This window comes from Streptomyces sp. NPDC032126 (assembly GCF_055580085.1).
On the sequence record NZ_JBVIMA010000005.1, the window covers coordinates 542,770 to 555,154 of the forward strand.

The window sequence follows — 12,385 nt, forward strand, 5'->3', positions numbered from 1 at the left end:
CCAGCGGACTCACCATCGCACTCACCTCTCGTACACCATTCCGCGTGGAAAAAGAGCAAAAAAGAGGGAATCCCGCGGTGCGCGGGATTCCCTGAGGGCGCTCGAAACGCCAGGGCGGCTATGCGGATTCCTTGTCGCGAGCGGCGATGTAAGCGGTGTTCAGCCGGCTGACGGAGCGCCAGCGGTAGTAGGACTGGAGCTTGTAGTACTCCTCGCCGCTGGACGTCACGGCGGCGTAGACCATCTTCGGGTCGTCGACACCGTACGGGACGCTCTTCACGAAGTGCTCGACCTTGGTGCCCAGCCGGGCGAAGAAGGACATCGGATCCTGTGTCTTCACCCCGTAGGAGATCCGCTCGATCTCACCGGAATCCCAGTTGACCGTGGTGTAGAGCCCGAACGCCTTGTCACAGAAGGCGAACATCTGCTCACTCGGATTCGGCAGTCCGATGTCCCGGTGCATCGCGAGGACGGTCTCCTTCTCGAAGCATTCCCGGGGTGCCGCGAAGTACAGGTTCATCGTCCGGCTGCGGTAGTCGATCCCGATCACGTCCACCTTCTCGGCCAGGCCGTAGCGGGTGAAGAAATCGATGTTCCCCGCGACGCTGCGCGGCATCGACGCCAGTCCGGTGAGCCGGGCCAGCGTCTCGTGCTCTCCGCCGGGGAAGTACAGCCAGATCTTCTTGAATCCGGCGACGACGCCGAAGTCGACGCCGTAGCTGTCGATGGGGCAGAGCTGCTGGATGTCCGCGAGCAGGCTCCCGACCGGATGATCCGTCTTCGCGATCAGGCCCCGCGACAGGGCGACTTCGTACGGATCGATCTCCTTGGGCAGGGTGAAACGCGCGTCGAACTCTCCTTCGTGCCGCGCGTTGGTGGCCACCCTGAAGGCGATCACGGCCCCGGGAAGCGCGTCCTCGAACGCGGTCAGGACGGGCAGGACAACATCACGTGAAGCGGTCACATCCAGCAGGCCGGCTGACTTCTCGATGGCTGCGTAGACACTTGCCACATCGACGGCGACTGCACCCGACATCATTGCTCCAAAGAGTCTGTCTCGGTTCGTGTTTGCCTTACTTGACGTGCCTGCGCAGCGCCTCGACGCGGTCGGTGCGCTCCCAGGTGAAGTCGGGCAGTTCCCGGCCGAAGTGGCCGTACGCCGCGGTCTGGGCGTAGATCGGGCGCAGCAGGTCCAGGTCGCGGATGATCGCGGCCGGGCGCAGGTCGAAGACCCCGTCGATGGCCTTCTCGATCTTCTCGGTCTCCACCGTGTGCGTGCCGAAGGTCTCCACGAACAGGCCCACCGGCTCGGCCTTGCCGATCGCGTACGCCACCTGCACCTCGCAGCGCGACGCCAGCCCCGCCGCCACCACGTTCTTCGCCACCCAGCGCATCGCGTACGCCGCCGAACGGTCCACCTTCGAGGGATCCTTGCCCGAGAACGCCCCACCACCGTGGCGCGCCATCCCTCCATAGGTGTCGATGATGATCTTCCGGCCCGTCAGACCCGCGTCACCCATCGGCCCGCCGATCTCAAAACGCCCCGTCGGGTTCACCAGCAGCCGGTAGTCCTCCGTGTCCAGCTTGATGCCCTCGTCCAGCAGCGCCTTCAGCTCGGGCTCGACGACGAACTCACGGATGTCCGGCGCCAGCAGCGACTCCAGATCGATGTCACTGGCGTGCTGCGAGGACACCACCACCGTGTCCAGCCGCACCGCCTTGTCACCCTCGTACTCGATCGTCACCTGCGTCTTGCCGTCCGGACGCAGATACGGGATCGTCCCGTTCTTGCGCACCTCCGACAGACGCCGCGACAACCGGTGCGCCAGGAAGATCGGCAACGGCATCAGCGTCGGCGTCTCGTCCGTCGCGTAGCCGAACATCAGGCCCTGGTCGCCCGCGCCCTGCCGGTCCAGCTCGTCCTCGTCGCCCTCCACCCGCGACTCGTACGCCGTGTCCACGCCCTGCGCGATGTCCGGCGACTGCGCGCCGATCGACACAGACACACCGCACGACGCCCCGTCGAAGCCCTTCTTCGACGAGTCGTAACCGATCTCAAGGATCTTGTTGCGGACCAGCGTCGCGATGTCCGCGTACGTCTTGGTCGTGACCTCGCCGGCCACATGCACCAGGCCGGTGGTGATCAGCGTCTCGACGGCGACCCGGGAGGACGGGTCCTCGCGCAGGAACGCGTCGAGAATGGTGTCGCTGATCTGGTCAGCGATCTTGTCGGGGTGACCCTCGGTCACGGACTCCGAGGTGAACAGGCGACGGGACACAACGCTCCAAGGGCTCGGATGGATGGTCACTGGTCGGCGCGTGCGGGGCGCCCGGACGCAGGTCGTGCGCCCCGCGGTCGCGGAGAACTCGCCCGGTCACGCCACCTTGGTCGCGGACAGGATGGCCTGCACCGGGATGACGTCCGGCGGGATCTCGGAGGCGTCCTTGGTGATGGCCTTCGTCACCTTGAACCCGCACTCCTCCAGCCAGCTCTGATAGACCGACAGTTTCTGCGGGCCGCCCTGGCCCATCGTGCAGCCGATGAAGAAGGCCGGGAAGAAGTCGACGTTGTAGTTGTCGGTGTCGGTGATGTCCTCCGGATACACCGGAACCATGATGTTGACCTGACCGCCGACCTCCAGGGACTCGTTGACGCCCCGGAGGATCCTGATCACGTCGTCCTTGTCGAACATGTCCAGGAAGTGCTTGATCAGGACGATGTCGAAGCCCTTGGGCACACCGTCGAAGACATCGCCGCCGATGAAGGAGCAATGCTCGGCCACCCCGTGGGCCTTGAAGTTCTCCAGGGCCTCCCGCTCCTTCTCCGGCAGGTCGAAGGTGGTGACCTTGAGCCCGGGAGAGCGCTTGTGCTCGACGGTGTGGATCGCCCCGAGGCCGGTGTTGCCGGCCAGGTCGAGGACCTTGGCGCCGGCGGGGATGTCGACGTTGCCGAAGAACCAGGGGTCGATGTTGGCGGTGACCGTGTTCATCAGGTTCGCCCACGCGTCCCGCAGGTCCCGGTGCTCGGCCACGGCGCCGTACAGGGTGCCCTCCGTCACCCCGTAGAGCTCCTTCAGGCCGACGAGTGTGCCGGTGCGGGCGCTGTCGGTGAGGTAGAAGAGCTGCCGCAGCGCCACCACCTTGATCATGTTCATATAGGCGAGCGCCCGCTTCAGATCGCCGGCGGCGACATCGGCGAGGCCGTCGAGGGTGTAGGCGCCGGATTCCTCGTCGTGGGCGACGAAGCCCTCCTTGACCAGCAGGAGAAGGAGCTGCTCCACGGCATCCGCCTTGGCTCCGACCGCCTCGCCCAGCTCGGCCGCGGTCAGGCCCGGGGTCTCCCGGATCCTGTCGACGAGGCCGAGTTCGAAGGCGGACAGCAAGGTCATGAACCGCGAGGGGCCCACCATGTACTCACGGAATCGGGCGAGCGTGGCTTCCGATGTCATGGGACTCGTCTCTTTCGCGTAGATGGTTTTCCACCCCTGTCAGAGCCGGGGCGGCGCGGGTCAGGCCCGGCCGTCGAACCTGTCCTTGAGCCGGTCGGCCAGCGCGAGGCGCTGCACCTTGAGGGTGCCGGTGCGCGGCAGTTCGGCCTCGGGGATGTGGACCGGGTCGGCCAGCTGGGGGAAGCCGGCGACGGCCGTACGCCAGCGGTCCGGGTCCAGCGGTCGGTCGCCGTGGGTGCACACCACCGGGACCGCCTCGGAGTCGGGGCCGTGGACCACGACCAGCTCGCTGAGTTCCGGCAGTGCGGCGAGGACCAGGTCCTCGACCTCCAGGGAGCTGCGGACCCCGGGGATCATGTCGACCTCGCGGTCGAGCATGTGCAGGCAGCCGAACCGGGTGAAGTAGCCGACGTCCCCGGTGTTCCACCAGTCGCCGTCCCGGTTGCTGTCGTACCGCTCCTGCTCGCCGAAGTACGTCTTGGCCAGCGCGGGCCAGGCGACCTGGATGCGGCCGGGGTTCTGTTCCGTGGGGCGCCGGCCGTCGCGGCTGACGACGCGTACCTTCGCCGAGCCCAGGGGCATCTGCCAGCCGACGCAGCGGCCGTTGGCCTTGTGGGCGGAGTGGCGGAAGTAGGCGCGGCCGACGGCGGGTCCGACCTCGCTCTGCCCGTAGATCTGGAAGAACAGGGCACCCCTGCGCTCGGACGACTTGAGCAGCCGGCTCATGGTGCGGGGGTGGATGGCGTCGAAGGTGCTGCTGAAGTACTTGACCGAGGCGAACGGCTTGCGCGGATCGTCGGCCAGACCCTCCCACGCCATCAGCGAGTTGGGCAGCGCCTCGACGAGGCCGGGCCGGTTCTCCAGGAACTGCTCGGCGACCGTGTCGGTGTCCGACTCGTTCATGAGCAGCACCGGCATCTCCTTCAGGAGGGCCAGGGCCATCGCCGCGACATTGCGGGAGTGCACGAACGGGATGTGGATGGCGACCCTCTCCCGTTGCCGCATGAGGGAGAGCAGCCGCCACTGCGGCTTGAGCCGCAGCCCCTGGGTGCGGGGCGTGTGCACGACCAGCTTGGGTATCCCGGTGGTGCCGGAGGTGTGGGTGATCACGGCGGCCTCGTCGATGGGCCGCACCACGGGGCTGACCCGCGGCGCCCCGGCGAGCGCGCCCAGCGACACGGCTCCGGGCCGCTCCCCGGACACGAGGAGCACCTGCCGGGTCAGATCGGCCAGGGGCAGCTCGGCCAGCACGTCGAGCTTGTGCTCGTCGGCGAGCAGGTTCGGCCGGTCGACCCGCTTCAGCAGGGCGCCGACCGTGATCGCGTCCAGGCTGGGCGAGAGCAGCACGGGCACCGCGCCGATCCGGGACGCGGCGCAGGCCAGCACCCACACATCGGCGTTCGGCCGCTTGTGCAGGACGATGTGCTGGTCGGGCCGGACCCCGGCGGCCCACAGCCGGGCCGCCAGGTCGTCGACCACCTCGGCGAGCCGGGACACCGTCAGATGCCGGCCCACCTCGGGAAGGACGTCCAGGTCGTGGTCGAGGGTGATCGGCGTCGCCGGGTTGACGGCCGCGGCCATGGCCGGCAGCAGGCCGATGTGCAGACCGCGTTTCTGTATCGATTGATAGGCCACAGAGCCCTTCATCGGGCTGCTCCTTTGCGGTGATCGACGGACGTTCGGGCTGTCACCGGCTCGATGCGGGTACCGGGCACGTGTGGCGGGCGGTTACCGGGCGATGACCAGGGTGGCGGGCGGCGCGGAGTGGAACGAGACGCTGGTGAAGCCGGCCTTGACGAGCCAGGTGTGGTAGTCGGACCGCCGCCAGGTGCCGCCCTGCTTGCTCTTGAGCAGCATTTCCAGAGCGAACATCAGCGGCAGGGCGGGACCACCGCGGTCGTCGTCGACGACGTAGTCGCAGATCACCAGGGCACCGCCGGGCTTGAGCGCGTCGCGCAGGCGGGAGAAGACCGCGACGTTGTCCTCGGGCCCCTCCTGGTGGGCGATGTGGGAGTAGAGCGCGATGTCGTAGCGGGCGGTACCGAAGTCCGTGGTGTGGAAGTCACCGTCGATCGTGGTGAACCGGTCGGCCACGCCGCGCTCGGCCAGCAGCCGGCGGGCGATCGCGTTGATCGGCTCCCAGTCGAGCTGGGTGGCGCGGGCGGCCGGGTTGGCCTCCAGCCAGATGCCCGAGTAGACGCCCGAACCGCCGCCCACGTCGAGGACGGAGACCGCCCCGGCGTCGGCCAGCCCGAGCACCTCGGCGGCGATCGTGGCGGCGGGCACCGACTGCGCGGCGATGGCCGGGACGATCTCCTCCCAGTGCGGGTTGTCGGCCACCTCGGTCGTCGCGTCCCGGATCGGTCCGCCGGCCCGGACCACGTCCGGCAGGGCGGCCAGGCCGGCCATGTGCTTCAGCTTCAGCTTCGCGAAGCTGCTCAGCGAGGTGGGCGTGTCGTCGACCAGGTAGGCGGACGCCTCGGGCGTGTTGCGGTACCGGCCCTCGTGCTGCTCGACCAGGCCCACGCTGACGAGACCGTCGAGGAGGGCTTGGGCGCCGCGCTCGGCGATCCCGGCGCGCTCGGCCAGCTCCGCGGCCGTGCCCGCCCCGTTCTCCAGGTGGGTGAAGAGCGAGTGGGTGGCCGCTGCCGCCAGGACGCCGGTGGCCCAGTAGCCGTTGATCAGCCGCAGCACGCCGTCCGGTGACGGCTGGTTGGTCGTCATGCTGCCCCTCCGATGAGCCGTGTGGCGGACGCGTGGGCCCGCACCGCGCGGCGCAGGGCGGCCACGACCCGTTCGACCTGGTCAGCGCCGAGTTCCGCGTGCATCGGTACGGAGAGCTGCCGTTGGAAGAGATCCGCCGAGACCGGGCACGTCTGCTTCGACTCGAACACGGGCTGCACATGGCCGGCGAACGTGCCGTGTGCGCAGCCGATGCCCTGGCCGCGCAGTTCGGCGGCGACGGCGGCGCGGTCGACGCTCGCGTCCAGCGTCACCATGTAGGTCTGCCAGGCGTGGGTGCGGTCCGCCGGCACGGTCGGCAGCGTCAACAGCTCCTCGTCGGCGAGGAGTTCGCCGTACTGCGCGGCGACGGCGTCGCGCCGCGCCAGCAGTTCGTCGATCCGGCCCAGCTGCACCTGGAGGATCGCCGCGGCGATGTCGGACAGCTTGAAGTTGTAGCCGACCTCGGTGAACGTCGGGATGGGCAGGCCGACGACGTTGCCCATGTCGAAGATGCTGCCGATGCCGAAGGAGGAGCGCAGCCGCACGTCCTTGCCGATCTCCGGGTCGCGGGCGAGCAGCGCGCCGCCCTCTCCGCTGGAGGCGCCCTTGCGCCCGTGGAAGGAGAGACAGCCCAGCTCGGTGAGCGCGCCGGCCTGGCGGCCCTGGTACGTGGCGCCGACGGCGCAGGCGGCGTCCTCGACGACGAACAGGCCGTGGCGGTCGGCGATCGCCTGGAGTTCCGTGTAGTCGGCGGGCATACCGACGGTGTCGACGGCGACGATCCCGACGGTGCGGGGGGTGACCAGGTCGGCGACCGCCCGCGGGTCGATGGTGTAGGTGTCGGGGCGTACGTCGGCGAAGACCGGGGTGGCGCCGACGTAGAGCGCGGCCTGCGCGGGCGCGGGGAAGCCGTAGTCGGCGACGATGACCTCGTCGCCCGGCTTCACGCCGAGGGCGAGCATGGCCAGGTGCAGGGCGGCGCCGCAGTTGCTGACCGCGACGGCGTCGCCGACGCCGTACTTCTCGGCCAGCTGAGCCTCCAGCGCCTTGCCCCTCGGGCCCTGCCCGGCCGGCCAGCCGGAGGCGAACACCTCGGCGACGGCGGCCAGTTCGCGCTCTCCCAGGCTCGCGTGGACCAGGGGTATCGGTTCCATCGCGGTCACCTCTCGTTCCGCTGCGGGTGCGTGTCCTGGCTGGGGGCCGCGGCGCTCGACGGCGGCTCGAAGCGCAGCGGGGTGAGCTGGCCGACGTCGTACCGCTGCCGCATCTCGGCCACGGCGGCGGGGTCGACCGCGCCGCCGCGGGACCAGATCTCGGCGATCTCCTCGAAGTAGGCCTCGTGGTCGGGCGAGGGGTAGCTCTGGAAGAGCATCTTCACCGGCTTGTCCGTGGCGTTGCGGAACGCGTGCGGGGTGCCGGAGGGTACGAACATGCAGCTGCCCTCGCCGGCGCGGACGACGCGGTCGCCCTTGGGGGACTCCCAGTGGTGCCAGGTGTCCGGTGTGCGTTCGGTCGGCTCGAAGCACAGCAGGTCCAGCTCACCCTCCAGGACGTAGAAGAACTCCTGGGAGCGGGCGTGGACATGCGCCCCGACGTCGAATCCGGGCGGCACGATCACCTCGAAGATCGATACGGAGGAGCCCATCTCCTGGGTGGCCTTGAAGGTCACCTCCTGTGCCGGGGTGATCAGCTTGCGCCCGGCACCGGCCGGGATGATCAGGTCGGTCATCTGCTCCGCTTCCTTTGTTCGCGCGGGCGTTCAGGCGAAGGTCTGCGGGACGCCGTCGGCCGCCCAGGTGCCGAGCGCCATCTCCGCGGTGATGCCGGGACCGAAACCCGCGATCACACCGGTCGCGCCGGGCGCGAGGTCGTCCTCCTCGAACATCCTGCGGGCGGCTTCGAGTACGACGGCGCTGGCGATGTTGCCGTACTCGTGCAGGGTCGCCCAGCTGTGCCGGAACACCTCGCGGTCGACCTCCAGGAACTTCGCGAGGTCGTCGAGGATGCGGGGGCCGCCGGCGTGGATGATGTAGAAGTCGAGCTTGCCGACGTCCCAGCTGTGGTCCTTGGCCAGTTCGCGCAGGACCGGGGCGAGCGGCTCCATGGTGCCGGGCACGCGGCGGTCCAGCTGGAAGTGGAAGCCGGTGTCCTTGACGGCGTAGGAGATCCAGTCCTCGGTGCCGGGGATGAGGTAGGAGGCGTTGCGCTCCAGGTCGATGCCGACGCCCCCCTCGCCCCGTACGACGGCGGCGGCGACCGCGTCGCCGAACAGGCCGTCGGAGAGCAGTGAGCCGATGTCGTCGGCGTCGGGCTGGTAGCAGAGCGAGCACAGTTCGCAGGAGACGATCAGGACGTTGCTGCCGGGGTGGGCGGTGCAGAAGTCGTGGGCGCGGTTGATGGCCGCTCCGCCGGCCGCGCAGCCGAGCTGGGCGATGGGTATCTGGCGGGTGTCGGAGCGGAAGCCCATGGTGTTGATCAGCCAGGCGGTCAGCGACGGCATCAGAAAGCCCGTGCACGACACGTAGATGATCGCGTCGATGTCACGGGCTTTCAGTTCGGCGTTGGCCAGGGCCTGTTCGATGACCTGGGGGGTGCGTTTCTTGGACTCGACCTCGTAGATGCGGTTGCGCTCCTGCAAGCCGGGATGGTGGAGCGTCTTCTCTATGGGCTGGACGATGTGCCGCTTCTTGACCCCGGTGTTCCGGATCAGCCGGAGCGCCAGGGCGAGTTGCGGCTTGCCGGCATGGGCTCTCGCGGCGAATTCCAGAGTCTCTTCCACGGTGATGACGTGCTCGGGCGCGTTCATCGCCGGCTTGCATAGCCTCGGCATATCTGGGATCCACTTCCTCAGAGTCTCGGCAGCTTGGGCAGTGGGGCGTCGCACTGATGGCAGGTCGATTCGCCCGCCATCTGGAGTTCGATGACGGGTGCTTCAGGGGGGATTGCGCGGTGACGGCCGGTCGGAGCGTGCCGCCGGCGAGGTGCGCCTGTCCTTCAGGCGATGGGCGCCTGTCCTTCAAAGGAAGGGACTTCAACTGCTCCGAAGAGGGGGCCGGTTGGCGCCGCGCACTGTTTTCGGGCAGGGAAGGCGTGCGGAAATCGTGACACGGGAGGAACCCCCGTGCCAAGAACACCAAGAAGTGACCCCGATCACACCGACGAGGGGCGGTTGTTGACCGACGCCTTCGTCAGTGGGCGGACTCCTGCTCCTGCGGCCGGCGGTCCGATGGGGGCGGGCCGATCTCGTCGGACGCCGGGGTCCAGCGGTACTCGGCCAGCAGCATCGCCACCAACACGGCTACCAGAGCGGCGAGTTCGGCGATTCCTGACAGGCGGTGACCCAGGGGGACGGTGGCCAGGACCAGCGGCACCGCCACCGCCCGATACGTCGGCCAGGCCAGGCGCAGGGCGCAGCGGAAGGCGAGCTCGCCGACGAGAAACAGGCCCACGCCGCCCGCCAGGGCGACGGCCGGAGCGGTGTGCAGCGGATCGCCGAGGTGCGCGAGCGTCTTCTTGACCCCCGCGGCCAGACAGGCGATACCCAGCAGCATCGGCAGGAAGGCGTAGTAGAAGGCGTTCATCGCCAGCCGGAAACGCCGCGGTACGGCCGTGTCGCGGAAGGCCTCCTCGGCGGCGCCTTCGTCGTGGACGAAGTAGGTCCACCACAGGGCCGCGACCAGCGCCAGGGCCAGGAACGTGCCGGCCACCATCCCGGCCGACAGCCGCAGATCGCCGACCCCGATGCCGATGGCGATGACCGACTCACCGAACGCGATGATGAGCAGCAGCCCATGACGCTCGATGAAGTGCGCCGGGTCGAGCCCGCCGAGCTGGCTGCGCAGTTCGTCCGCGGTGCGACCGTCGCGGCGGGCGGGCCCGAACTGGGCGATGTACGGAGTCACGAACTGCACCACCAGGGCCAGCACCCACAGACCGTCGGCGGCGGCTCCCCGGGCCGGGCCGGCCGCGGTGACGAGCAGGGCCGCCACGGAGTTGGGTATGGCGTACCAGATGACGTCCCGTCCATGACTGCGGGTGTAGAGGGCGCTGTGGACCAGGACCACCAGGAGGAAGCCCAGGCCGAAGGCGACGCCGGCCCTGGTGTCGGTGAAGGTCCGCGGGATGGCCAGGGCGCACATCAGGAACCCGGCCATGCCGAGCAGGAGCAGCAGCCTCCTGGACGTACGGTCCGGCGGCACCTGGTTGGTGAGGTACGCGTACGCGCCGTACATCCAGAACAGCACGATGAAGATCAGCGCCACGCGGCCCGCGGTGGCCAGGGACAGATCGTCCGCGAGCATCACGGTCAGCTGCGTGATCGTGAACACGAAGACGAGATCGAAGAACAGCTCGAGCGTGGTGACGCGCCGCTCGGCCTCGGCGTGGAGCATGGACATGGCGGCCACTTCAGCAACTGCGGCACGATTCTGTCCAGCAGATGGCCTGAGGAACCCCGGCCGACGCGCGGCCGGGGTTCCTCGGTCGGTGGGTCGATCAGGCGGTCAGCGCTGCAGGGTGAGCAGGCCCGGCCGCCACGGCAGCAGGTTGTAATCGGTGCCCGGCGGGGTGTTGGGGGACAGCCCCTGGTAGAGGAGTTGCAGGTTGCAGGGGTCGATGGTCTTGGTCTGGTCGGGGTTGGTGCGGACCAGGTCGCCGTGGCTGATGTCGTTGGTCCAGGTGGCGCCGCTGTTGGCCTTGCCGGCGAAGGGGTTGGACTCGGTGGCGGCCTGCGGGGTCCATGAACCGCTCAGGCTGGTGGCCGTGAAGGAGCGGAAGAAGCGCTGCTCGCTCGCACCGCGTGCCTCGACGATCATCAGGTACTGGTTCTGTCCCTGGACCTTGTAGACCTCGGGCGCCTCGAACAGGTTCTTGACCGTGTCGCTCATGACGGTCGTGTACGACGAGCCGAAGTTGCCCGGGAAGTTCCCGATCGGCATGCTCGCCCGGTAGATGCTGCCGTTGTCACCGGCGAAGAACAGGTACATGTTCTGGCCGTCGGCGATCAGCGTCTGGTCGATCGGGGCGGCACCGCCCGGGAGACTGCCGGTGAACAGCGCCTGCGGAGCGGACCAGCTGTTGGGGTTGGTGGGATCGGTGGAGGTGCGGTAGAAGAAGGGCCACTGACCCCACTGGGACGCCAGTACCCAGATGTTCTTGGGCGCGAAGTAGATCAGGGTGGGCGCGACCGTGCCCTGGTTCATCCCGATCTGGCCGGCCGACGCCATGTCGGACCAGTTCGTGAAGGGCGCGAAGCCCATCGAGCCGTACGACCCGGATTGGTTGACGGTCGAGCCGTAGACCAGGTGCTTGCCGTTGTAGACCACGTTGGTGAAGTCCTTCAGCGAGACCCAGCCGTTCGCCGGCTGCGCCAGCGGACCCGTCGAGCTCCACCGGTACGTCGACGGAAGAGAACACGAGTTGGGCGTCCCGGACAGGCCGGACCACTTCTGGTTGCTGCCGCCGGTGCAGTTCCAGAGCTGCACCGCCGTGCCGTTGGCCGTGGCGCCGCCCGAGACGTCCAGGCACAACCCGGACTCCACGCCGACGATCGTGCCGTCGGAGTTCACCCGCCACTGCTGGTTCGCACCGCCGTGGCAGGCCCAGATCTCCACCTTGGTGCCGGCCGCGGTGGCATGACCCGGGACGTCCAGGCACTTGTTGCCGTACACGGTCAGCAGATTGCTGTCCGTCAGCGTCCACTGCTGGTTGGCGGCGCCCGTACAGTCCCAGATCTGCAGGAACGTGCCGTCGGTCTGGCTGGCGCCCGGCACATCGAGACAGCGGCCGGAACCAGTACCGCGCAAGGCGCCGCTGCTGGCCGCCTGAGCCGGAGTGGCGACGAGCAGCGCCGCCAACGACACCAGGGCCGCGAGCGCGGCGGCGAGCACCCCGGACAGATGTCTGCGGCTGGAACGTCTTCTACGCATGGATACCTCGTCATCCTGTCGATGCCGTGCGGGACTTATTCGTTCGCGATACCGAACACAGGTCGAAGTGTCGAGCAACCGGATCATAGGGAACCCCTGACCGGCGTCAATACCTCTCGCAAGAGCCGCAGGCCGAAAACATTCGCAGACTGAAACCGGGCGCCCTCATGTCAGGGGCAGACAGCAGTGCGGGGATGAGGTTTCACCGTGGCGGCTCCTGCGGGAACAGGAGCGCCTGAAGTTCGCTGTTTGACCTTCCCCGGCAGACAGTGCTGGGGTCGGCGC

General features: G+C 68.6%; 10 protein-coding genes. All 10 read right to left on the reverse strand.

All coding sequences use genetic code 11. The annotated features are described in order from the left end of the window. Window positions 1-118: 118 nt before the first annotated feature. The gene (locus ACZ5NW_RS21870; RefSeq protein WP_468745534.1) at window positions 119-1,039 is read right to left on the reverse strand and encodes an aromatic prenyltransferase; all 921 of its coding nucleotides are present in this window, start codon (window positions 1,037-1,039) and stop codon (window positions 119-121) included. A gap of 34 nt (window positions 1,040-1,073) precedes the next feature. Next, entirely contained in the window at window positions 1,074-2,279 is a 1,206-nt protein-coding gene (gene metK / locus ACZ5NW_RS21875; RefSeq protein WP_468745535.1) for a methionine adenosyltransferase, read from the reverse strand. Window positions 2,280-2,375: 96 nt separating this feature from the next. Beyond that, window positions 2,376-3,449 (reverse strand): methyltransferase, encoded by a 1,074-nt coding sequence (locus ACZ5NW_RS21880; RefSeq protein ID WP_468745536.1) that lies wholly within the window; start codon window positions 3,447-3,449, stop codon window positions 2,376-2,378. Between the two features lie 60 nt (window positions 3,450-3,509). Beyond that, entirely contained in the window at window positions 3,510-5,096 is a 1,587-nt protein-coding gene (locus ACZ5NW_RS21885) for a class I adenylate-forming enzyme family protein (RefSeq protein ID WP_468745537.1), read from the reverse strand. Between the two features lie 81 nt (window positions 5,097-5,177). Then, a complete protein-coding gene (locus ACZ5NW_RS21890) occupies window positions 5,178-6,173 on the reverse strand; it encodes a class I SAM-dependent methyltransferase (protein ID WP_468745538.1) in 996 nt (331 codons plus the stop codon). Next, a complete protein-coding gene (locus ACZ5NW_RS21895) occupies window positions 6,170-7,327 on the reverse strand; it encodes a DegT/DnrJ/EryC1/StrS family aminotransferase (protein WP_468745539.1) in 1,158 nt (385 codons plus the stop codon). Before ACZ5NW_RS21895 ends, ACZ5NW_RS21890 begins: the two co-directional genes overlap by 4 nt. A gap of 5 nt (window positions 7,328-7,332) precedes the next feature. Then, complete coding sequence (locus tag ACZ5NW_RS21900; RefSeq protein WP_468745540.1) at window positions 7,333-7,902, reverse strand: cupin domain-containing protein; 570 nt, start codon at window positions 7,900-7,902, stop codon at window positions 7,333-7,335. Window positions 7,903-7,932: 30 nt separating this feature from the next. Continuing rightward, window positions 7,933-9,003 carry a type III polyketide synthase gene (locus tag ACZ5NW_RS21905; protein WP_468745541.1) on the reverse strand — a complete coding sequence of 357 codons (1,071 nt, stop codon included), beginning with the start codon at window positions 9,001-9,003 and terminating at the stop codon, window positions 7,933-7,935. A 358-nt stretch (window positions 9,004-9,361) separates the two neighbouring features. Continuing rightward, a complete protein-coding gene (locus ACZ5NW_RS21910; RefSeq protein WP_468745542.1) occupies window positions 9,362-10,570 on the reverse strand; it encodes a low temperature requirement protein A in 1,209 nt (402 codons plus the stop codon). Window positions 10,571-10,675: 105 nt separating this feature from the next. Then, window positions 10,676-12,100, reverse strand: coding sequence for a non-reducing end alpha-L-arabinofuranosidase family hydrolase (locus ACZ5NW_RS21915; protein ID WP_468745543.1), 1,425 nt, complete (start codon window positions 12,098-12,100; stop codon window positions 10,676-10,678). Between the last annotated feature and the right edge of the window lie 285 nt (window positions 12,101-12,385).

Excerpts from the sequence above, each read along its gene's own strand:
- ACZ5NW_RS21910 (WP_468745542.1), bottom strand. The coding sequence starts at position 10,570 with ATGTCCATGCTCCACGCCGAGGCCGAGCGGCGCGTCACCACGCTCGAG.
- ACZ5NW_RS21915 (WP_468745543.1), bottom strand. The coding sequence starts at position 12,100 with ATGCGTAGAAGACGTTCCAGCCGCAGACATCTGTCCGGGGTGCTCGCC.
- ACZ5NW_RS21905 (WP_468745541.1), bottom strand. The coding sequence starts at position 9,003 with ATGCCGAGGCTATGCAAGCCGGCGATGAACGCGCCCGAGCACGTCATC.
- ACZ5NW_RS21890 (WP_468745538.1), bottom strand. The coding sequence starts at position 6,173 with ATGACGACCAACCAGCCGTCACCGGACGGCGTGCTGCGGCTGATCAAC.
- ACZ5NW_RS21900 (WP_468745540.1), bottom strand. The coding sequence starts at position 7,902 with ATGACCGACCTGATCATCCCGGCCGGTGCCGGGCGCAAGCTGATCACC.
- ACZ5NW_RS21895 (WP_468745539.1), bottom strand. The coding sequence starts at position 7,327 with ATGGAACCGATACCCCTGGTCCACGCGAGCCTGGGAGAGCGCGAACTG.
- ACZ5NW_RS21880 (WP_468745536.1), bottom strand. The coding sequence starts at position 3,449 with ATGACATCGGAAGCCACGCTCGCCCGATTCCGTGAGTACATGGTGGGC.
- ACZ5NW_RS21885 (WP_468745537.1), bottom strand. The coding sequence starts at position 5,096 with ATGAAGGGCTCTGTGGCCTATCAATCGATACAGAAACGCGGTCTGCAC.
- ACZ5NW_RS21870 (WP_468745534.1), bottom strand. The coding sequence starts at position 1,039 with ATGATGTCGGGTGCAGTCGCCGTCGATGTGGCAAGTGTCTACGCAGCC.